We start from the raw sequence: 19,168 nt of genomic DNA, 5'->3' as shown, positions 1-19,168 counted from the left end.
CTCACCATGATCGGCTGGCTGCAGGGGCGACTGGCCGAACCATGGCAGCAGGCTCACCGTTGCGGGGCGCTGCTGATCTGCCAGGGGGTGGGTTACGAGGTGCAGCTCACCCTGCGGCAGTGGCGTCGCCTGCCGGAGGAGGGCAGCGAACTGGCGCTGCACATCCACCACAGCATCCGCGACGACGGCTGGACCCTCTACGGCTTCCCCGATCGGCGTGAGCGGGACCTGTTCCGCGAGCTGGTGGCCGTGAGCGGCGTGGGCCCCCAGATGGCCCTGGGCCTGCTCGGGGCGCTGGAGGTGCCCGATCTCGTGCGCGCCATCGTCCACGCCGACCTGCGCAGCCTCTGCCTGGCTCCGGGGGTGGGCAAGCGCACGGCCGAACGGCTGTCAGTGGAGCTGCGAGCCCGCCTGCAGGAGCGCTTCAGCGGCCTGGTGGATCCCCTGGAGGACGACGGGGAGCCTGGCGATGGGGTCGACGGCGTGCCTTCGGCCCCCTGCCGCGAGGAGGTGCAGATCACCCTGGTGGCCCTCGGCTACGAGCCCCTGGAAATCCACCGGGCCCTGCGGGCCGTCGCCGCGGGGATCGATGGGTCCGCCGGCGCCGACGACTGGATCCGGGAAAGTCTGCGCTGGCTCTCCCGCGCCGTGGCCTGAATCGGGCCGCTCCTGGGGAGGGTCAACGGGCCGCACGTTAAGGTGTTGGTTTGCACCGTTCGGGCTCAGATCCGCCCATGCCGCTCACCACCACCCAGAAACAGGAACTGATCAATTCCCATCAGGCCCACGGCACTGACACCGGCTCGGTGGAAGTGCAGGTCGCGATGTTGAGCGAGCGGATCCAGCAACTCAGTGGCCACCTGCAGAAGAACATCCACGACTTCTCCTCACGCCAGGGGCTGCTCAAGATGATCGGCCGCCGCAAGCGTCTGCTCGGCTACCTCCGCGCCCAGAGCGAGACCCGCTACGCCGAACTGATCAAGAAGCTCGGCATCCGCGGCTGAGGACGGATCCATGGCCCGTCGGCCGAAGCCGAAATCCTTCGGGGCGGACCGCCCCGTGCAGACCCCGGCCAGGGCGCCCCGCCAGCAGGTGATCCCGGATGCGGTGGCCAACCGCATGGTGCGGCGCATCGCCATCGCCACCGGCACCCCCACGGTGCTCGGCATGGGGGTGTTCGTCGCCAGCTACCTGCTGGTGAGCCGGGGCGTGCTCGACATCCCCCCCGGCCTCACCCTGGTGGGCTCCGGGGCCTTCTTTCTGCTCGGCCTGCTGGGCCTCAGCTACGGCGTGCTTTCGGCCAGCTGGGAGGACGCTCCCGGCAGCGTGCTGGGCTTCGAGCAGATCGGCGTCAACATCGGCCGGGTGCGGGCCTCGGTGCGGGCGATGCGCCAGGGCGCTCCGGGCACCGGTTCAGGATCAGGCACTCCCCAGGGGTGAGCGCAGCCAGGCCCTGAAGTCGGCCGAGGCCAGGGTCTGCACGGCCGCAGGCGCGTCGGCGACGCAGAACTGACCCCCCAGGCGCACGAAGCGGGTTTCGTCCTGGTGCTTCACCAGGGCCACCACCGGCACCCGCACCCCCGCCTCGTCCTGGCCAGGCCGGTGGCGGGTGAGGCATTCCCGCAGGCGGTGCTGGACGGCGATGTCGCCGGCCTGCTCGGGGGCCAGCTCCACCATCACCAACTGCAGGTCCTCGATGCTGCGGCAGTCGTCCACGAGCAGCTGCACCCGGTCGTCGCGGCGGTCGACGCCGGCCCAGAGCAGCAGGCGGGCATCCACCATCAGGTGGTCGGCCAGGCGGGCGTAGCTCTTGGGGAACACCACCGCCTCGCAGGAGCCGGTGAGGTCCTCCAGCTGCAGCACGGCCATGCGGTCCCCCTTGCGGGTGGTCACCTGGCGGATCTCGCTCACCATCACCACCACGCTCACCTTGGCCTTGTCGGCCATCTCCTCGAGATTGGCCAGGCCGATCGGCGTCAGCAGCCGCACCTGGGACGCCAGCTGGCGCAGGGGGTGGTCGGAGATGTAGAAGCCCAGCAGCTCCTTCTCCAGCTTCAGCTTCTCGGTGGGGGGGTAATCGGGCACCGGAGCGGCCTTCGGCGGGGCGGGGGCCTCCACGGCAGCGGTGCCCTCCGAAGCACCGGCAGCCCCGCCGCCGAACAGATCGAACAGGTTGCCCTGGCCGCTGGCCCGGTCGCGGGCGCGGGAGCTGGCCCAGTCGAGCACCAGATCGAGGTCGGCCATCAACTGGGCCCGGTTGGCCCTGGGCTCCAGGCCATCGAGGGCGCCGCAGTGGATCAGCGACTCAAGCGCCCGGCGGTTGAGCTGCTGGCCCGGGATCCGGTCGCAGAGATCGGCGAGGTGCAGGAAGGGGCCGCCGCTGGCGCGGGCCTCGATCAACTGGCGGATGGCGCCATCGCCCAGGTTGCGAATGGCGGAGAGGCCGAAGAGGATCTTCTTGCCCACGGGGGTGAAGTCGATGCCGGAGGCATTGACGTCCGGCGGCATCACCTCAATGCCCATGGCCTGGCAGTTGGCGATGTAGCGCTGCACCTTGTCGGTGGTGCCGGCATTCACCGTGAGCAGGGCCGCCATGTAGGCCACCGGATGGTGGGCCTTGAGGTAGGCGGTCTGGTAGGTGACGGCGCCGTAGGCGGTGGAATGGCTCTTGTTGAAGCAGTACTCGGCGAACAGCACCATCTGGTCGAACAGCGCGTCGGCGATGGCGGCCTCCACACCCCGTTCGCTGGCGCCGGTGACGAACTGGTGGCGGTGCTTCTGCATCTCCGACACCTTCTTCTTGCCCATCGCCCGCCGCAGCAGGTCGGCCTCACCGAGGGAATAGCCCGCCAGATCCTGGGCGATCCGCATGATCTGCTCCTGGTAGACCATGATCCCGTAGGTCTCCTTGAGGATCGGCTCCAGCTTGGCGTGGGCCACATCGATGGCCTCGCGGCCATGCTTGCGGTTGATGAACTTGGGGATCAGGCCCGCATCGAGGGGGCCCGGCCGGTAAAGGGCCAGGATCGAGGAGATGTCCTCCAGGGAGGAAGGCTTGAGATCGCGGACGATCTGGCGCATGCCGCTGGATTCGAGCTGGAAGATGCCCTCCAGATCGCCCCGGGCCAGCAGGGCGTAGGTGCCCGGATCGTTGGCCGGCAGGGCATCGGGGTCGAGCCGTTCCCCCTCGGCCTGGGCCACCAGCTCGATCGTCTTCTCGATCATGGTGAGGTTCTTGAGGCCCAGGAAGTCCATCTTCAGCAGGCCCATCGCCTCGACGTCCTCCATGAAGTACTGGGTGATCACCTGGCCGTCGTTGTTGCGCTGCAGGGGCACCAGTTCGTCGAGGGGTTCGGCGGCGATCACCACGCCGGCGGCATGGACGCCGAAGGTCTTGTTGGTGCCCTCGATGCGGCGGGCCAGGTCGACCCAGTGGCGCACCTTGGGATCGTTTTCGTACTTCTCGCGGAACTCCGGCACCGGCGACTCGGCGCCGATCATCTCGGCGAGCTTGGCGGGCTTGCCCCGGGCCACGGGAATCAGCTTGGCCAGCCGGTCGGCTTCGCCGTAGGGGATGTCGAGCACCCGGGCCACGTCCTTCAGCACCGCCTTGGAGGTCATCCGGTTGAAGGTGATGATCTGGGCGACCTTGTCCTCGCCGTAGCGCTGTGTCACGTACTCGATCACCTCACCGCGGCGCTCGATGCAGAAATCGGTGTCGATGTCAGGCATCGACTTGCGTTCCGGGTTGAGGAAGCGCTCGAAGAGCAGGCCGTGCTCCACCGGATCGATGTTGGTGATGCCGAGGGAATAGGCCACCAGCGAACCGGCGGCCGAACCCCGGCCCGGCCCCACCGGGATGCCGTTCTCGCGGGCGAAGCGGATGTAGTCCCACACCACCAGGAAGTAGGTGGGGAAGCCCATCTGCTCCATCACCTGCAGCTCGAACGCCAGCCGCTCCCCGTAGGCCGGATCGATGGCGGCATCGGCAGCGATCCCCAGCCGGTCCCGCAGGCCCTGGTGGGCCACCTCACTGAGATAGCTGACGGCGGTGTGGCCCTCGGGGATCGGGAAGCGGGGCATCTGGTAGCGCCCCAGGATGTCGTAGTCCTCCACCTTTTCGGCCACCCGGGCGGTGGTGGCGATGGCGTCGGCAATCACCTCCGGCTCGAGGTGGTCGCCGAAGAGCCGGGCCATCTCCGCCTCGCTCTTGATGTATTCGGTGCCGGTGTAGCGCAGGCGCTTCTCGTCACTGATCAGCTTGCCGGTGAGCACGCACAGCAGGGCGTCGTGGGCCTCGACGTCGTTGCTGGTGAGGTAGTGGGCGTCGTTGGTGGCGATCAGGGGGATGCCCAGCTCGGCGCTGATCCGGGCCATCTCGACGTTGACGATGCGGTCCTCGAGGCCGCCGTGGTCCTGGATCTCCAGGTAGAAGTCGTCACCGAACACCTCCCGGTACCAGCTCGCCACCTCCCGGGCCACCTCCGGGCGACCGCGCAGGATCGCCTGGGGAATCTCACCGCCCAGACAGGCGGTGGCCACCATCAGCCCTTCGCTGTACTGGCGCAGCAGGGCTTTATCGATGCAGGCCCGCGAGAAGATCCCCCGGCCACGCATGCCGCGCAGGTGGCTGATGCTGGTGAGCTTGACCAGGTTGCGGTAGCCGACGGCATTCTTGGCAAGCACCACCAGGTGGTAGCGACGCTCCTTCTTCGGCTGCGGATCCTCGATCGAGCCGTTGATGACGTACATCTCATTGCCGATGATCGGCTTGATGCCCGCCTTGGTGCAGAGCTTCAGCAGCTCGATGGCGCCGTACATCACCCCGTGGTCGGTGAGGGCCAGGGCCGGCATGCCCAGCTCCACGGCCCGCTGCACCATCGCCGGCAGCTGGGAGGCCCCGTCCAGCAGGCTGTAGTCGCTGTGGTTGTGGAGCGGAACGAAGGCCACGGCGTCGGCGGGCAGCGCCACCACATGAGGTGCCCACCTTACCGGGGGAAACACCAGATCTGGTGCCCCGGCGGAATCAGCTCGCCATGGACGGCCTAGGGCGGTGCCCAGCTGCAGCGGCCGACCTCCAGGACATCGGCATCATCGACGAATCTGACGATCCTTCCATCGTTGTCGATGTAATGGAAATCATCGATCAGGGCGCCTTGGTTGGTGTAGACAAAGCGCCCTGCGGAAGCCGGGGCCGTCACTTCCATCCACTGCGTCTCGAACTCCGATGGCCTTCCCCCTTCGACCCGCCTGAGCTCGGTCACCTTCAACAGTTTCAGGGGGATGGGGCCGGGACTCCCCTGGTAGAGGGCGTAGGCGCTGGAATCACTGTTGGCTCGAAGGCCGAACTGAAGTCTCTGAAGAGGCTCCACCCCGATGGATCGCAGACAGCGGACATTGTCCTGATCAGCCCGGACAGGCGAGGCTGCGGTGAACAGGACCAGCAGGACGGCCAGGCAGCGCTTCCTCTGGATCTCGATGGCGGCTCGCACGATCAATCAGCCTCTTTCGATCGGTTTGGAGACGTGCTGGTGGGCAACCTTCCATTGCCCATCACCCTTGCGCAGGCAGAACGTGATGCGGACGGTATCGCTGAACGTCTGTCCGTCCGGGAGTGTCCCCCCGCATTGGAGCAGACCAAAGGCATAACCCACATCAGCTCCCGCCTCGACAGCGAGATCCTGCAACGCGAAGGTCAGGGGGCCCAGGGCGTCCGGCTGCCAGGACTCCCAGCTGTCCCGGTATTGCGCCGCCGAGGTGTACCGCAGCGGCGACAGGACATCGAAGATCACCAGATCGTCCTGATGATGGGCGAGAACGTCGTCCTGCCGACCTTCGCGGGTGGCCTCGGCCCACCGATCCAGCACGTTGCGGATCGCCGCTTCGTCCGGGTTCATCGCCGGCGACACCCGATCAAGACAGCAACCTTACGGTCGCGTCCCCTGGCCCATCCAGCAGGGTGGGGATGCTGCCTCCCGCTCAGGCCACCAGCGCCGCCGCGGGCCGGGCGTCCATCACCCGGGCCGCCTGCTCGTACTGATGGGCCACCCGCAGCAGCTTGGGCTCCTCCAGCACGCCGGTGATCAGCTGCAGGCCGATCGGCAGGCCCTGGGCGTCGAAGCCGCAGGGCACGCTGATGGCCGGCAGGCCGGCCAGGTTGGCGGGGATGGTGAGCAGATCGGCCAGGTACATGGCCAGGGGATCGCCGGCGTGGGCGCCGCTGGGGAAGGCGGTGGTGGGCGAGGTGGGGGTCAGCAGCACGTCGACGGTCTCGAAGGCGCGGTCGAAATCGCGACGGATGAGGGTGCGCACCTGCTGGGCCTTGCGGTAGTAAGCATCCACGTAGCCGGCGGAGAGGGCATAGGTGCCGATCAGGATGCGCCGCTGCACCTCCTCGCCGAAGCCCTCGGCCCGGCTGCGGGCGGTCATCGCCGCCAGCCCATCGCTGCCGGGCTCGCCGGGAGCGGCCCGGAAGCCGTACTTGACGCCGTCGTAGCGGGCCAGGTTGGCGGACGCCTCCGAGGGGGCGATCACGTAGTAGGTGGCGATGCCGTCGTTGAAACGGGGGCAGCTCACATCCACCAGCTCACAGCCCAGGGCCTCCAGCTGGGCGGCGGCCGCCAGCACCGAGGCCTTCACAGCAGGGTCCAGCCCCTCCTGGTCGAAGCACTCACGGATCAGCCCCACCCGCAGGCCCTTGATGGGCTTCGCCAGGTCGGCGCCGTAATCGGGAACCGGCGCCCGCAGACAGGTGGCATCGCGCGGGTCCTCCCCGGCGATCACCTGCAGCAGCTCGGCGGCATCGGCCACGCTGCTGCTGAACGGGCCCACCTGGTCGAGGGAGGAGGCGAAGGCCACCAGTCCCCAGCGGCTCACCCGGCCGTAGGTGGGCTTGAGGCCCACCACCCCGCAGAAGCTGGCGGGCTGGCGGATCGAACCGCCGGTGTCGGAGCCCAGCGAACCGATGCATTCACCGGCGGCCACGGCGGCCGCACTGCCGCCGGAGCTGCCGCCGGGCACCCGATCCGGATTCCAGGGGTTGCGGCTGGCACCGAAGGCCGAGGTCTCGGTGGAGCTGCCCATGGCGAACTCGTCGAGGTTGGTCTTGCCCAGGAGCACCGCACCGGCCCGCCAGAGCCGCTCGGTCACCGTGGATTCGTAGGGGGGAACGAAGTTCTCCAGCATGCGGCTGGAGCAGGTCGTGCGGATCCCCTTGGTGCAGAGGTTGTCCTTGATGGCCAGGGGAATGCCGGCCAGGGGGGGCAGGGGCTCACCGGCCGCCCGTGCCGCATCGATGCGATCGGCATCGGCCCGCGCCCGCTCGGCGGTGACCTCCAGAAAGGCATGCACGGTGGGATCCACCGCCGCGATGCGCGCCAGGTGGCGATCCGTGAGCTCCCGGGCCGACACCTCGCCCCGCTGAAGCTGCTCCCGCCATTCGGCGATGCCCATCCAACCGCTAGCCAGCTGCGATGGACGCTATCAGTCGGCCAGAATCAGCCGGCCAGATCGGAAAATTCGGTGAACGGCTCGCTGCGACCGGTGCGCAGGCACTGGTGCTCCAGGGAGGCCGGTGACTCCGCCCGAAGGTCGTCCAGGAAGGCGGGCAGCGCCTGCTCCAGCGTCCGCCGACGCACGAAGGGCCCGAACCAGTACACCGCGTCGGGGGAGTGGGTCTCCACCCGCGCCCACCAGGCCAGGCCCAACCCATTGGCGATGCCGCGCGTGGGCCAGAGCAGTGGGTTCATGAAGGGGAGGGGGAGGCGAGGTGGCCATTCTGGGGGGCGGCTGGGCCGCCCCCTCCGGTGCCATCAGAGGCGGATGTCACCGTCGAAGCCCGGCTGGGCCGATGGCAGATAGGGCAAGGGCTCCAGGGGGTTCGCCTGGGGCTCGGCGAGCGGCGCAGGCGACGCTTCCGGCATCACCGGGAGGTCTTCCGGGTCGGGTTCGGCGGCGGTCGGTTCGGCCGACTCGGTGGCTACCGATTCGGCCAGCTCGGTGGCTACCGGTTCGGCCTGAGCCTCCTGGTGGCTCCAGGCAGGGCCGTTGTCACCATCGAGCTCCTCGTCGAGCTCCTCGTCGAGCTCCTCAGCCGCTGCTTCGTCCAGGAACGGGGCATCCAGTTCGGCCATGACCTCCGCGTCCGGGGCACCCTCCACGTCCGGCATGGCCTCCGTCTCCGGCAGCACCACAGCTTCGGGCCGGGTCTCCGGCTCGGGGTCGGGGGGCGCCGGCATCGAGGGCCGCACGATCCTGGGGGCGGGGGCGGTGCCCGTCAGGCCCCGCATCCAGCCGCGCCGAGCGACTTCGTAGAGCAGCAGCGCCGTGGCCACGGAGGCATTGAGGCTCGGAGTGGCGCCCCGCAGGGGAATGCGCACCAGCTGGTCGCAGGAGCGGCGGGTGAGCAGCGACAGGCCGTCCCCCTCCGAACCGGTGACCACCACCAGGGGACCCTCCAGGTCCACCTCCTCCAGGCTGACCGTGCCCTCCTCGGCCAGACCTACCACCCGATAGCCCTCCTGCTTGAGGGTGTCGAGGGAGCGGTTGAGGTTCACCACCCGCGCCACCGGCAGGTGCTCGAGGGCGCCGGCCGCCACCTTCGCCACCGAGCCGGTCAGGCCGGCATTGCGTCGCTGGGGCAGGACCATGCCATGGGCCCCCAGGGCTTCGGCGCTGCGGACGATGGCGCCGAGGTTGTGGGGATCGGTGAGGCCGTCCACCGCGATCAGCAGGGGCGCTTCACCGATGCTGCGGCAGCCTTCGATCAGGCTGGTCAGGTCGAGGGTCTCGGCGGCGGCGGGCTGCAGCACGATGCCCTGATGCACGGCCCCCCCGGTGAGCTGGCCCAGGCGCGCCCAGGTCACCTCCTCCACCAGCACGCCGGAGGCCTTGGCATCCCGAAGCAGCTGCAGGAACCGGGGGTTGAAGCGCATCTCGGGCGTGCACCACACCCGGTGGATCGGCCGGCCGCTCTCCAGGGAGGCCTGGGTGGTGTGACGGCCCCAGATCAGGTCGGTGGGGGCGGAGGCGGCGAAGGCCTCCGCCGCGCCACGGAAATCGACATCGGAGCCGTCGGACTCCGGCCGCTCGGGGCCGCTGCGGCCCTGGAAGGGGCGCGGGGCGCGGTCAGCGTCCCGGAACAGGGCCGGGCCGCGGCGGGCCGGCCCCGTCCGCGACGGGATGGGACGGCCGCTGGTCGGGCGTCCGGCGCCGGAGCGGCCGGGGACGGGGCGGCCGAAGGAGGGGCGGGCGGGGACGAAGCGGTCCCCAGGGCGCCGATCGCGGGTCGGCCGGCCGCCGCCGCCGCGGGAGTCGTCGGGGCGATCGGCGCCGGGGCGGCCCTCAAAGGGTCGACGGCCATAGGGGCTGCCGCCGGCTCGATCGGGGGCACCTGAGCGCTCGCCACCCCGCTCACCGCCCCTCTCAACGCCACGGTCCCGATCGAAGGTGGGCCTGTCACGGCTGTAGCCCTCTCCGGGGCGGCGGGGGCGGGCGGAGCCGGAACCGCGGCTGACGGGGCGCCCGCCGGCACCGGAGCCGAGACGCCGGGGGGTCCGGTCAGCGCCGGGGTCGGAGCGGCGGTCAGGACGACGGTCGGGGCGACGGTCGCCGCGGCGGTCAGGGGAGGGACTCATGGGCTGGCGGATGGGGAACGGGGTTCGGTCTTCTCGAGATGGTCCAGCAGCTCAGCCAGCCGTCTGGGGTCCTGCAGAAAAAGCCATCCCAGCATCGTCTCAAATCCCGTGGCCTGCCCATAGGCCTGGGGCGCGCCGCGGCGGGGACCCCGGCCGGCCTGGTTGCGACCGCGCAGGACCAGGCGGCGCTCCGCGTCGCTGAGCAGGGGATCCAGTCGCTGCAGGGCCTCGGCCTGGGCTTCGGCCTGGACCTCGGCCACCACCGCCCGGTGCAGATCGGCGGCCCGGGCCGGCTGGCGGCAGTGGCGCAGCCGTTGGTGCAGTTCCCAGACCGCATCCCCCAGCCAGGCCAGCTGGGCCGTGGCGAGTTCCGTGGATGGTGCCTGGGGGGGCACGGAGGCCATCCAGTGGCCGGGCCCCTCAGGCGGGGGCGAGGCTGCCAAGGGCGGACTCCAGATCGGGTTGCAGGTGCAGGAAGGCTTCCAGGCGCACCAGCTTGACCGTCTGGACGACCCGGGCGTTGCCGACGACGATGAACTGGCGGGAGCTGTCGTTGAACAGTTTGGCCAGCTGCACCAGGGCGCCGAGTCCGGAGGAGTCGATGAAATCGATCCGGCTCAGGTCGATGACCACCGGGAGGGTCTCTCCCTTGTGGCGGTCCGTGATGAATTCGGTGAACTGCTTGTCGGAATAGGCGTCCAGCTGCCCCGTGAAACTGAACAGCAGGCACGCATCCCGCCGTTCGCTGCCCCCTCTCAGGGAGACGGTCAGTCGCTGCAGGTCGGTGATGGCCCCAGTCCTCAAGGAGTTGAACGCGCCGAACTGTAGAGACCCCGATCCAGAATGCGGGAACCGCAACGAAACGTGCCGATTCAGCGACGTTCCGCCATCAACGCCACGAACCGGGCGAAGTGGTGGTCGGCGTCGTGGGGACCGGGGCTGGCCTCCGGGTGGTACTGGACACCGAAGACGGGCTGGTGGCGCAGGGCCAGGGCCGCCACGGTGCGGTCGTTGAGGTTGAGGTGGGTGATCCGCACCCGCTCGGCCGGAAGGGAGGCCGCATCGAGGGCGAAGCCGTGGTTCTGGCTGGTGATCTCCACCGAACCGGGCGAGCCGCAGGGGTGGTTGAGGCCGCGGTGGCCGTAGCCGAGCTTGAAGCTGCGGCCCCCCAGGGCCAGGCCGAGGATCTGGTGACCCAGGCAGATGCCGAAGACGGGCAGCTGGGGCTGCAGCAGCAGGTCCCTGGCCAGGGCGATGCCCTCGGCCACGGCGGCCGGATCACCGGGTCCGTTGGAGAGGAACACCCCCTCCGGCTCCAGGGCCAGAACCTGCTCCAGGGTGGCGTCCGCCGGCAGCACGGTGACCGCACAGCCATGGGCCACCAGGCGCTCGAGGATGGCGCGCTTGATGCCGAAATCAATCGCCACCACCCGGTAGGGACGGTCGGGAGAGGCCTGGAACCTGGCGTCGAAGGCGGCCGCGCAGCTGCGGTCCCAGGTGTAGGGCTCCCGGGTGCTCACCTGGGCGGCCAGGTTGAGTCCGTCCATCGAGGGGGCGGCCCGCACCCGCTGCAGCAGCGCGGCTGGGTCGGTGCCGTCGCTGGCGATGGCGCCGTTGAGGGCGCCGCCTTCCCGCAGGTGGCGCACCAGGGCCCGGGTGTCGACGCCACGGATGCCCACCACCCCCTGGCGGACCAGCCAGTGGTCGAGGGTCTCCTGGCAGCGCCAGCTGCTGGGCGTGGGGGCGAGCTGGCGCAGGATGCAGCCGCGGGCGTGGGCGTGGTCGGCCTCCAGGTCCTCGCCGTTGACGCCGGTGTTGCCGAGTTCCGGGTAGGTGAAGGTGATCAGCTGGCCGGCGTAGCTCGGATCGGTGAGCACCTCCTGGTAGCCGGTCATGCCGGTGTTGAAGACCACCTCGCCGCAGACGCTGCCGCGGGCGCCGCAGGCCAACCCCCGCAGCACGGTGCCATCGGCCAGAACGAGCACGGCCGGCGTGTCGCCGTCGCTGCGGGGGGTCTCGGGGGCCGCCTGTGGGGTGTCCAGGGGGGCGTCGGCAGGAATCCCGATCATCCTTCAGAACCCGCCAGGGCGCCGCGCAGCGCCTCCAGCCTGGCCCAGGCGCTGCCGTCGCCCAGGGCCTGGCGGGCCCGTTCCAGACCCGCGGCGATGGACGGCTCCAGCCCGGCGGCCCAGAGCACCAGGGCGGCGTTCAGGGCCACCACATCGGCCTGAGCCCGGGTGCCGCCGCCCTGCAGGACCGCCTCGAGGATGGCGCGGTTGGCGGCCACATCCCCGCCCCTGAGGGCCTCCAGATCCGCCGGGGCCAGCCCCAGCGCCGCGGGGTCGAGCCAGTCGCTGCGCACCTCACCGTCCTCCAGCAGGCGCAGCTCGCTGGGACCCGAGAGGGTGGCCTCATCGAGGCCGCCGTGGCCGTGGACGACGACGGCCCGCCGCTGGCCGAGCCGGCGCAGGGCGTCGGCCATCGGATCGAGCAGGTCGGGGCGGGCCACCCCGAGCACCTGGGCCTCGGGCGTCAGGGGATTGACCAGCGGTCCGAGCAGATTGAACACGGTGCGCACACCGAGGGTGCGGCGCAGGGGGGCCATGCCCACCAGGGCGGGATGCCAGCCCGGGGCGAACAGGAAGGTGACGCCGGTGCGCGGCAGGGCCTCCACCACCGTGGCCAGGGGAGCCCCCAGGTCGAGGCCCAGGGCCTCGAGCACGTCGGCCGAACCGACCCGGCCACTGGCGCTGCGGTTGCCGTGCTTGGCCACATGGGCACCGCAGGCGGCCGCCGTGAAGGCCACGGCGGTGGAGATGTTGAAGCTGTCGGCCCCGGCCCCGCCCGTGCCGCAGGTGTCAATCAGCTCCAGGGGCGGCCGCTCGCCCGGCAGGGGGCAGGCCTCCCGCAGGACGGCGGCCATCGCCGCCAGTTCCTCGCCGCTGGTGCCCTTGGCCCGCAGGGCGGCCAGCAGGCCTCCGGTGAGCACCGGATCGATGCTCCCGTCCAGCCAGCCCCGCATCAGGGCGGCGGCCTGGTCGGCCTGGAGATCCCGGCCGTTGAGGAGCTGCTCCAGCAGCTGGGGCCAGGTGGGGGAGGCGGACATCACCGAACGCTGAAGCATCAGCGGCAACTTACGGGAGTCCGGCCAGCGACAGGAACGGGGGACAGGAGCGCAAGAAAAAAGCCCGGGTGCAGAGCACGCCGGGCCGGGTGATGGGGACGCCCCCACTATCGCCCGAAGTGGGCCGTTCTGACCAACGGGGTCCAACCGTCCCGCCGCCGCCCCTCAGCCGGCGTCGTCGGAGGCGGTGTCGAAGCCCGAGCCCACCGCTTCGGCCACCGGTGCGGCACCGGGCCGGAAGCCTGCCGCCCAGATGGCCCGGGTGCGGGCGTGGAGCGCGCCGACCTCCAGACCCCAGAGCCGCAGGACCCGCTCGAGGTCGTCGCGGATGTCGGCGGCTCCGGGGAAGCCCGCGTAGCGCATCTGCAGCCGGGCCGCATCCACCAGGTGGCCGTCCTCAGGCCGCTCCACCGCCAGCAGCCGGTCGACTGTCTCCCGGTCGATGGCATGGAGGGGATGGTTCTGGTCGTCCATGGCCCGGGCGGCCCGGGGGCCAGGGGAGTGATGCCTAGGTTAGGGACCCCCTTGCCCCGCCTTCCTGCATGGCTGCCCTGCGGCTGGATCTGATCGGGCGGTACCTCCGGCCCCACAGACGCACGGTGCTGGTGGGGGCCGCCGCCCTGGTGGTGGTGAACCTGCTGGGGGTGGCGATTCCGCTGGTGGTGCGGCAGTCGATCAACGAGCTCAAGCCCGGCTTCGTGCTGGCGGACGTGCTCGGCGTGGCCGGACTGATCATCGTGATGGCCACGGTGATGGGGGCCACCCGGCTCTATTCCCGGATGCTGGTGTTCGGAGTGGGCCGCCAGGTGGAGGCGAGCCTCAAGGAGCGGATCTTCGACCACGTGCTCACCCAGGACCCGGGCTGGGTGCAGACCACCGGCAGCGGCGAGGTGATCAGCCGGGCCACCAGTGATGTGGAGAACATCCGGCGGCTGCTGGGCTTCGCCCTGCTCAGCCTCACCAACACGGTGCTGGCCTATGCCCTCACCCTGCCGGCGATGCTGGCGATCGATCCGCTGCTGAGCCTGGCGGCGGTCTCCCTCTATCCCGGCATGCTGATGGTGGTGCGCCTGTTCGGCGGCCGGATGATGAAGCAGCAGCGGCGCCAGCAGGAGGTGCTGGCCAACCTCAGTGACCTGGTCCAGGAGGACCTCAGCGGCATCGGCGCCATCAAGATCTACGGCCAGGAGGCCACCGAGGAGAAGGCCTTCGCCGACCTCAACAAGGTGTACCTGGACGCCCAGCTTTCCCTGGCGCGCACCCGCAGCACCCTGTTCCCGATGCTGGAGGGAATCGCCTCCCTGAGCCTGCTGCTGCTGCTGGCCCTGGGCAGCGGCCAGCTGGAGAGCGGTCGGCTCAGCATCGGCGATCTGGTGGCCCTGATCCTGTTCGTGGAGCGCCTGGTCTTCCCGACGGCCCTGCTGGGATTCACCCTCAACACCTTCCAGACCGGTCAGGTGAGCCTGGAGCGGGTGGAATCCCTGCTCAGCCATCCCCCCGCCATCGTCTCCCCCGCCGATCCCCTGCCCCCGGCCCGGCCGGCGCTCGGGGCCGTCTTGGCCCGGGGGCTCACGGTCCGCTACCCGGGGGCGGGGCAACCGTCCCTCGAGAACCTCAGCTTCACGATCCACCCGGGGGAGCTGGTGGCGGTGGTGGGTCCGGTGGGCTGCGGCAAGACCACCCTGGCCCGGGCCCTGGGGCGGATGGTGGAGGTGCCGCCCGACCAGCTCTTCCTCGACGGCGTCGACGTGACGCGGCTGCGGCTGAGCGACCTGCGCCGGCAGGTGGCCCTGGTTCCCCAGGAGGGTTACCTGTTCACCGCCAGCCTGGCCGACAACCTGCGCTACGGCGACCCGGAGGCCGGCATGGACCGGGTCGAGGAGGCCGCCCGTCAGGCCCGCCTGGAGGGGGACATCAAGGGCTTCCCCGACGGCTACCGCACCCTGGTGGGGGAGCGGGGCATCACCCTCAGCGGCGGTCAGCGCCAACGCACCGCCCTGGGGCGGGCCCTGCTGGTGGACGCCCCCCTGCTGGTGCTCGACGACGCCCTGGCCAGCGTCGACAACACCACCGCCGCGGGCATCCTGCGCTCTGTGCGCGAGGAGCAGCGGCGCACGGTGGTGATGATCAGCCACCAGCTCTCGGCGGCGGCGGCCTGCGACCGGATCCTGGTGCTGGAGGCGGGCCACCTGGTGCAGGAAGGCCACCACAACGACCTGCTGCAGCAGGAGGGCACCTACCGCCGGCTGTGGGACCGGGAGGAGGCCGTCCGCCAGCTCCAGGCCGCCTGAGGCGGTTTCTAACAGTTGTTGAGCAGCCCGCATCCAGGGCGCCGGCTGGGCTTATCTGGAAACGCCGTGGTTTCCCCAACGCCTGCCACGCCGTCCCCATGGCCCCCACCCCGTCGTTCCTCAGCCAGCAGCCTTACAACATCCGCTGCACCCTGACCTTCGGTGACATCTACGGCCAGGTGTTGGTCTGGATGGCGGTTATCTTCGTGAGCCTGGCGGCGGGTCTGGCCCTGATGGGGGCGAGCCGGCCCCTGTTCGCCCTGGTGGGGGTGGGGCTGATCCTGGTGCTGTCGCTGCCCTTCCTGCTGTTCGCCTTCATCACCACCCTGCTGAACCACATCGCCCTGGTGCCGCAGCAGGACCAGCAGGGCGCTGCCTAGGCTGGTTTCCCCGCAAAAACCCCCTTGTTCGGCCTCTTCAGCAGCCCTGCGAGCGACACCAGCCCAGCCGGCAGCGGCAGCCTGCATGCGGTTCTCGGCACCCCCCTGACGGCCCCGCCGGCGGCGGGCCAGGCGGAGGCCCAGTTCGGCTGCGGCTGCTTCTGGGGGGCGGAAAAGGGCTTCTGGCGGCTTCCCGGGGTGGTCAGCACCGCCGTGGGATATGCGGGCGGCCAGCTCGCCTCCCCCACCTACGAGCAGGTCTGCAGCGGCCGCAGCGGCCACGCCGAGGTGGTGCGGGTGGTCTGGGACACCGCCCGGGTCTCCTTCGCCGACCTGCTGAAGCTGTTCTGGGAGTGCCACGACCCCACCCAGGGCAACCGCCAGGGCAACGACCGGGGCAGCCAGTACCGCTCGGCCATCTACGTCGACGACCCGGCACTGCTCGCCCTGGCCGAAGCCAGCCGCGGTGCTTACCAGGCCGCCCTCGCGGCCGCCGGCGGAGGCACCATCACCACGGAGATCGCCAGCGGCCAGCGCTTCCACTTCGCCGAGCCTTACCACCAGCAGTACCTGGCCAAGCCCGGCAGCCGGCCCTACTGCTCCGCCCAGCCCACCGGGATTCCCCTGGGCGACTTCCCCGGTGCCACCTACCTCCTTCCCGCCCGCGTGTGGGAAAGCTATGACTGGGCCATCCCCCATTGCGTCCTTCGCGGCGACAATGCGCCGATCGCCCTCGCCTGACCGGTTCCGCCATGGCCGCCCCCCCGCTGCTCGCGCTCGGACTCCTGCCGCTGCTGGCGATGCAGTCCCCGTGGTGGGAGAACTACGACATCCGCGAACGGTTCCTCTGCGGTGACCGTTTCTCGGTGGTCCTGGAGCGCAACGCGTCCCAGGCGTCCCTGATCGCCGGCCGCACCCGCGCCACCCTGTTCCGGGAGGCGTCCGACGCGCCGGGCCTGCGCTACCAGAACGAGTCCCTGCGGGTGATCCTGCGGGGCGATGAACTCACCCTCGAGCAGCTGCCCACCAAACGGGTCTGCGTACGCAGCGAACAGGTATGAAGCCCCTCTCCGATCGGGTCGTGATCGTGGCCCTGATCGCCGCGGTGGGGATCTGTTTCGCCCTGGCCTTCTGGACCGTGCGCCTGAACCCCTCCGGCGAGCCTCCGCTGCAGTGGCGCCAGGGGGGCCCCAGTGCCCTGCTGCCGGGAGCCCCGGCGCCGGCCTTCCTTTCGTGAGAGACCCCGCCGAGGAGCAGGAGCAGCCGAAGCGCCAGTTGCATCCGCTGCCCAGGGGGCTGGTGGAGCTCTACGGGCTGCTGGCGGTGCTGTTCGTCCTGGTGCCCGAGTGGATGGCCGGTGGGGCCCTGAAGGGCTTCCCGGAGGGGCGTGAAGGCTCCGAGCTGCCCCTGCCGTCGATGGCCTGGCAGCGGCTCCCGGAACTGCAGCTGGCCTCGATGGGGCTGGCGGAACTGCGGCTGCTGGCCCGTCGCGAGCGCCTGCGGGGGTACACCACCATGGGTCGCCAGCGGCTCACGAACCGCCTGATGCGACGGCTCTCCAGGCGGCGCGGGACCCCCAGGACGCTGTGATAGCTTCATTCCGCCGGGGCGTAGCGCAGCTTGGTAGCGCACCACTTTGGGGTAGTGGGGGTCGTGGGTTCAAATCCCGCCGCTCCGATTCAGCCGGTCCTCCGAACGTTCGCCTCCCGCGAACACCGGTGGTTTTCCTTCCCGTCAGCTGATCCTGTCAGCTGATTTTTTTTGCCCATCTCCAGTGTCCCGGGGCCTCGCCGGGCCTCAGCGCAGGCGGGTGACCACGTTGAAGCGCACCAGCCAGAGGTTGACCCGGCGCCGCAGCCGGGGGGGCACCTCCTGGACCAGCTGGAACAGCTCCTGGGAGGCCAGCCGACGCAGGGCCCGCACATCGACCCGCCAGAGGGCTTCCGCCTCCCGGATCAGCCGGGCCCACGTGCGGGCCGTCTGCCAGCGGCGCACACTCTGCTGGGCGGGGTCAACGCCATCCACGGAGCCGATCGGCGGCCGGGTGACCATGACTCCGACGCCGAAGAACACTCCAAGGGTGGGGAGGCTGGGCTGGAGCGCCCAGGATCCCCGGTTCTGCTTCAAGCATCGAAACAAAAACGGAAGATTCCCGGCCGAACGGCCGCCGGCCTCAGGCGCTGTGGGCCAGCCCCTCGGCGGCGATCGGGTCCGCCACCAGTTGGACGGGGAAGGGCAGCGCCTCCGCTTCGCGCCGGCTCAACCGGCGGCTCCAGGCCCGCGGCACCGCCTCGTTCCAGCGGAAACCGGCCTCCCTGGCCCGGTGGCGCTCGGCGTAGGGAAGGTCCGCCCGGTAAAGGCTGCGGGGCTCCAGGGCGGTCAGCAGCAGCGCCTCCAGGTCGCCGCAGCGCTCGAACACCTGGGCCAGGTAGATGCAGTCGGTGAGGGCCCGGTGGGCGGCCCACACCGGCACCCCGTAGGCCAGGGCCAGATCACGGACCGAGGGGGCACTGCGCAGCTGGCGCTCGGCCGGCCAGCGGATGTCCTCCATCGAGCAGATCCAGGGGCGATCCAGGGACGGCAGGGGCCCCAGACCGAACCACTGGCGATCGAAGGCGGCGTTGTGGGCCACCAGGGCGTCACAGGCGGCAACCATCGCCAGGAAACAGTCCAGGGCCTCCTGCCGGGGCTGCTCCAGCCGGGTCACGGCGGCGGGAATGCCGTTGATGGCCTCGGCGGCGTTGGCCGGGCAGGGCAGCAGGAAGGACACCTGGGAGAGCACCGCCCTGTGGGGCACGTGGAACAGGATCGCCCCCACTTCGATGCACTGCCCCTGGAGGGTGGAGAGGCCGGTGGTCTCCGTGTCCAGGATCAGCAGGGTCTCGGGCCCCCGCGGCAGGGCCCGCTGGGGACGGCCTGCGCAGGCGGGAAGGGAGATGGGCACCGGGCGAGGCGGTTCGATGGGGACCTGGGGGGCCTGGGAAGCCGATGGGGCTGGCGGAGGCCCGGGGGGCGGCACCGGGGCAGCCGCGGGCGCAGGGGCAGCTGCGGGCTCCGGGGCGGCCAGGCCCAGCAGGTCGTTCTGCTGCCAGAGACCGGGTTGCTCCTGCATCGGCGTCATGCGCTCGCTGATCCATGGTCGCAAGCCGGGCAAGGTCCCATCGCCCCCATCCCCCCGACCCCGTGCCCGTCCTCGCCGGTGCCGGCTTCCTAGGGTTGGCGGATCCTGCCTGCGTCCCCCGCTCCGTGGCCCCAGCCCTCGCCCCCGGCGACACCGCCCCCCTGATCGCCCTCCCCGACCAGGACGGCAGCGAACGCCGCAGCGACCGGCTGGAGGGCAAGGCCCTGGTGCTGTTCTTCTATCCCAAGGACGAGACCCCCGGCTGCACGATGGAGGCCTGCGCCTTCCGGGACAGCTACGCCGACCTGCAGGCGCTCGGGGCCGAGGTGTGGGGCGTCAGCGGCGACGATGCCGCCAGCCACCGGCGCTTCGCCAACCGCCACCGGCTGCCCTTCCCGCTGCTGGTGGATGGGGGCAACCGGCTGCGCAAGGCCTTCGGTGTGCCCAGCGTGCTGGGGCTGCTGCCGGGCCGGGTCACCTACGTCATCGACGGGACGGGGGTGATCCGCCACGTGTTCAACAACCTGCTGGACGGGCCGGCTCACCGGCGCGAGGCCCTCGACGCCCTGCGCGGCCTCCAGGCCTCCTGAGGCCGCTCGCGATCCAGCACGGGGGGA

The 19,168-nt window shown here is 70.7% G+C and carries 23 protein-coding genes and 1 tRNA gene; 11 read left to right on the top strand and 13 right to left on the bottom strand.

Annotated features, from left to right (window positions below; translation table 11 throughout):
* The first annotated feature begins 6 nt into the window (after positions 1–6).
* From ruvA to KUG39_RS08510, 3 genes are all read left to right on the top strand, one after another.
* Positions 7–657: a Holliday junction branch migration protein RuvA gene (ruvA, locus tag KUG39_RS08520; protein WP_216914495.1), complete on the top strand. Its 651-nt coding sequence runs from the start codon at positions 7–9 to the stop codon at positions 655–657.
* Positions 658–734: 77 nt separating this feature from the next.
* Positions 735–1,004, top strand: coding sequence for a 30S ribosomal protein S15 (rpsO, locus tag KUG39_RS08515; RefSeq protein ID WP_015108092.1), 270 nt, complete (start codon positions 735–737; stop codon positions 1,002–1,004).
* 10 nt (positions 1,005–1,014) lie between these two features.
* The gene (locus tag KUG39_RS08510) at positions 1,015–1,440 is read left to right on the top strand and encodes a PAM68 family protein (RefSeq protein ID WP_216914493.1); all 426 of its coding nucleotides are present in this window, start codon (positions 1,015–1,017) and stop codon (positions 1,438–1,440) included.
* Here the strand turns inward: KUG39_RS08510 and KUG39_RS08505 are convergent.
* The 11 genes from KUG39_RS08505 to KUG39_RS08455 all read right to left on the bottom strand — a co-directional run bounded on the left by KUG39_RS08505 (position 1,420) and on the right by KUG39_RS08455 (position 13,233).
* A complete protein-coding gene (locus KUG39_RS08505; protein ID WP_216914657.1) occupies positions 1,420–4,950 on the bottom strand; it encodes a DNA polymerase III subunit alpha in 3,531 nt (1,176 codons plus the stop codon). The two genes, KUG39_RS08510 and KUG39_RS08505, sit on opposite strands and share 21 nt — an antisense overlap.
* A gap of 95 nt (positions 4,951–5,045) precedes the next feature.
* Complete coding sequence (locus KUG39_RS08500) at positions 5,046–5,492, bottom strand: hypothetical protein (RefSeq protein WP_216918285.1); 447 nt, start codon at positions 5,490–5,492, stop codon at positions 5,046–5,048.
* Positions 5,493–5,498: 6 nt separating this feature from the next.
* Entirely contained in the window at positions 5,499–5,897 is a 399-nt protein-coding gene (locus KUG39_RS08495) for a YybH family protein (protein WP_190609311.1), read from the bottom strand.
* 82 nt (positions 5,898–5,979) lie between these two features.
* Positions 5,980–7,452, bottom strand: coding sequence for an Asp-tRNA(Asn)/Glu-tRNA(Gln) amidotransferase subunit GatA (gatA, locus tag KUG39_RS08490; protein WP_216914489.1), 1,473 nt, complete (start codon positions 7,450–7,452; stop codon positions 5,980–5,982).
* 44 nt (positions 7,453–7,496) lie between these two features.
* Positions 7,497–7,748 carry a DUF1816 domain-containing protein gene (locus KUG39_RS08485; RefSeq protein WP_094584478.1) on the bottom strand — a complete coding sequence of 84 codons (252 nt, stop codon included), beginning with the start codon at positions 7,746–7,748 and terminating at the stop codon, positions 7,497–7,499.
* Positions 7,749–7,811: 63 nt separating this feature from the next.
* Entirely contained in the window at positions 7,812–9,635 is a 1,824-nt protein-coding gene (gene rlmB, locus KUG39_RS08480; protein WP_286193061.1) for a 23S rRNA (guanosine(2251)-2'-O)-methyltransferase RlmB, read from the bottom strand.
* Positions 9,632–10,039, bottom strand: coding sequence for a Mini-ribonuclease 3 (locus KUG39_RS08475; protein ID WP_216914487.1), 408 nt, complete (start codon positions 10,037–10,039; stop codon positions 9,632–9,634). Before KUG39_RS08475 ends, rlmB begins: the two co-directional genes overlap by 4 nt.
* A gap of 16 nt (positions 10,040–10,055) precedes the next feature.
* On the bottom strand, positions 10,056–10,439 hold the full coding sequence (locus KUG39_RS08470; protein ID WP_094585891.1) for an STAS domain-containing protein: 384 nt from the start codon (positions 10,437–10,439) through the stop codon (positions 10,056–10,058).
* Between the two features lie 68 nt (positions 10,440–10,507).
* Positions 10,508–11,704, bottom strand: coding sequence for a glutamine-hydrolyzing carbamoyl-phosphate synthase small subunit (carA, locus tag KUG39_RS08465; protein ID WP_286193060.1), 1,197 nt, complete (start codon positions 11,702–11,704; stop codon positions 10,508–10,510).
* Entirely contained in the window at positions 11,701–12,741 is a 1,041-nt protein-coding gene (gene trpD, locus KUG39_RS08460) for an anthranilate phosphoribosyltransferase (protein WP_216914485.1), read from the bottom strand. Before trpD ends, carA begins: the two co-directional genes overlap by 4 nt.
* A gap of 183 nt (positions 12,742–12,924) precedes the next feature.
* Positions 12,925–13,233: a DUF3288 family protein gene (locus KUG39_RS08455; protein ID WP_216914483.1), complete on the bottom strand. Its 309-nt coding sequence runs from the start codon at positions 13,231–13,233 to the stop codon at positions 12,925–12,927.
* Positions 13,234–13,301: 68 nt separating this feature from the next.
* Here KUG39_RS08455 and KUG39_RS08450 point away from each other — a divergent pair, with 68 nt between their 5' ends.
* The 7 genes from KUG39_RS08450 to KUG39_RS08420 all read left to right on the top strand — a co-directional run bounded on the left by KUG39_RS08450 (position 13,302) and on the right by KUG39_RS08420 (position 17,108).
* Complete coding sequence (locus KUG39_RS08450) at positions 13,302–15,050, top strand: ABC transporter ATP-binding protein (protein WP_216914481.1); 1,749 nt, start codon at positions 13,302–13,304, stop codon at positions 15,048–15,050.
* Between the two features lie 98 nt (positions 15,051–15,148).
* A complete protein-coding gene (locus tag KUG39_RS08445) occupies positions 15,149–15,430 on the top strand; it encodes a hypothetical protein (protein ID WP_094585894.1) in 282 nt (93 codons plus the stop codon).
* A gap of 24 nt (positions 15,431–15,454) precedes the next feature.
* Positions 15,455–16,171, top strand: coding sequence for a peptide-methionine (S)-S-oxide reductase MsrA (gene msrA, locus KUG39_RS08440; protein WP_094585895.1), 717 nt, complete (start codon positions 15,455–15,457; stop codon positions 16,169–16,171).
* Positions 16,172–16,182: 11 nt separating this feature from the next.
* Positions 16,183–16,491, top strand: coding sequence for a hypothetical protein (locus tag KUG39_RS08435; RefSeq protein WP_094585896.1), 309 nt, complete (start codon positions 16,183–16,185; stop codon positions 16,489–16,491).
* A complete protein-coding gene (locus tag KUG39_RS08430) occupies positions 16,488–16,667 on the top strand; it encodes a hypothetical protein (protein ID WP_094585897.1) in 180 nt (59 codons plus the stop codon). Before KUG39_RS08435 ends, KUG39_RS08430 begins: the two co-directional genes overlap by 4 nt.
* Entirely contained in the window at positions 16,664–17,020 is a 357-nt protein-coding gene (locus KUG39_RS08425; protein WP_094585898.1) for a hypothetical protein, read from the top strand. The genes KUG39_RS08430 and KUG39_RS08425 overlap by 4 nt, the downstream gene beginning before the upstream one ends.
* Before the next feature lie 14 nt (positions 17,021–17,034).
* A tRNA-Pro gene (locus KUG39_RS08420) sits at positions 17,035–17,108 on the top strand.
* Between the two features lie 119 nt (positions 17,109–17,227).
* Here the strand turns inward: KUG39_RS08420 and KUG39_RS08415 are convergent.
* Positions 17,228–17,482, bottom strand: coding sequence for a hypothetical protein (locus tag KUG39_RS08415; protein WP_216914479.1), 255 nt, complete (start codon positions 17,480–17,482; stop codon positions 17,228–17,230).
* A gap of 121 nt (positions 17,483–17,603) precedes the next feature.
* Positions 17,604–18,542 (bottom strand): 3'-5' exonuclease, encoded by a 939-nt coding sequence (locus KUG39_RS08410; RefSeq protein WP_216914653.1) that lies wholly within the window; start codon positions 18,540–18,542, stop codon positions 17,604–17,606.
* A gap of 134 nt (positions 18,543–18,676) precedes the next feature.
* On the opposite strand from KUG39_RS08410, the gene KUG39_RS08405 reads away from it, so the two are divergent.
* On the top strand, positions 18,677–19,141 hold the full coding sequence (locus KUG39_RS08405) for a peroxiredoxin (protein ID WP_094585901.1): 465 nt from the start codon (positions 18,677–18,679) through the stop codon (positions 19,139–19,141).
* Positions 19,142–19,168: the final 27 nt, after the last annotated feature.

Origin of the sequence: Synechococcus sp. CCAP 1479/10 (assembly GCF_019038515.1) — a bacterium.
Classification (GTDB): domain Bacteria; phylum Cyanobacteriota; class Cyanobacteriia; order PCC-6307; family Cyanobiaceae; genus Cyanobium.
This window is presented reverse-complemented; position numbering and strand designations above follow the sequence as displayed.

Coding starts and splice junctions, on each gene's coding strand:
- ruvA (WP_216914495.1), top strand. CDS start 7: ATGATCGGCTGGCTGCAGGGGCGACTGGCCGAACCATGGCAGCAGGCT.
- rpsO (WP_015108092.1), top strand. CDS start 735: ATGCCGCTCACCACCACCCAGAAACAGGAACTGATCAATTCCCATCAG.
- KUG39_RS08510 (WP_216914493.1), top strand. CDS start 1,015: ATGGCCCGTCGGCCGAAGCCGAAATCCTTCGGGGCGGACCGCCCCGTG.
- KUG39_RS08495 (WP_190609311.1), bottom strand. CDS start 5,897: ATGAACCCGGACGAAGCGGCGATCCGCAACGTGCTGGATCGGTGGGCC.
- gatA (WP_216914489.1), bottom strand. CDS start 7,452: ATGGGCATCGCCGAATGGCGGGAGCAGCTTCAGCGGGGCGAGGTGTCG.
- KUG39_RS08485 (WP_094584478.1), bottom strand. CDS start 7,748: ATGAACCCACTGCTCTGGCCCACGCGCGGCATCGCCAATGGGTTGGGC.
- rlmB (WP_286193061.1), bottom strand. CDS start 9,635: ATGAGTCCCTCCCCTGACCGCCGCGGCGACCGTCGCCCCGACCGTCGT.
- KUG39_RS08475 (WP_216914487.1), bottom strand. CDS start 10,039: ATGGCCTCCGTGCCCCCCCAGGCACCATCCACGGAACTCGCCACGGCC.
- carA (WP_286193060.1), bottom strand. CDS start 11,704: ATGATCGGGATTCCTGCCGACGCCCCCCTGGACACCCCACAGGCGGCC.
- trpD (WP_216914485.1), bottom strand. CDS start 12,741: ATGTCCGCCTCCCCCACCTGGCCCCAGCTGCTGGAGCAGCTCCTCAAC.
- KUG39_RS08455 (WP_216914483.1), bottom strand. CDS start 13,233: ATGGACGACCAGAACCATCCCCTCCATGCCATCGACCGGGAGACAGTC.
- KUG39_RS08450 (WP_216914481.1), top strand. CDS start 13,302: ATGGCTGCCCTGCGGCTGGATCTGATCGGGCGGTACCTCCGGCCCCAC.
- KUG39_RS08445 (WP_094585894.1), top strand. CDS start 15,149: ATGGCCCCCACCCCGTCGTTCCTCAGCCAGCAGCCTTACAACATCCGC.
- KUG39_RS08435 (WP_094585896.1), top strand. CDS start 16,183: ATGGCCGCCCCCCCGCTGCTCGCGCTCGGACTCCTGCCGCTGCTGGCG.
- KUG39_RS08430 (WP_094585897.1), top strand. CDS start 16,488: ATGAAGCCCCTCTCCGATCGGGTCGTGATCGTGGCCCTGATCGCCGCG.
- KUG39_RS08415 (WP_216914479.1), bottom strand. CDS start 17,482: ATGGTCACCCGGCCGCCGATCGGCTCCGTGGATGGCGTTGACCCCGCC.
- KUG39_RS08410 (WP_216914653.1), bottom strand. CDS start 18,542: ATGCAGGAGCAACCCGGTCTCTGGCAGCAGAACGACCTGCTGGGCCTG.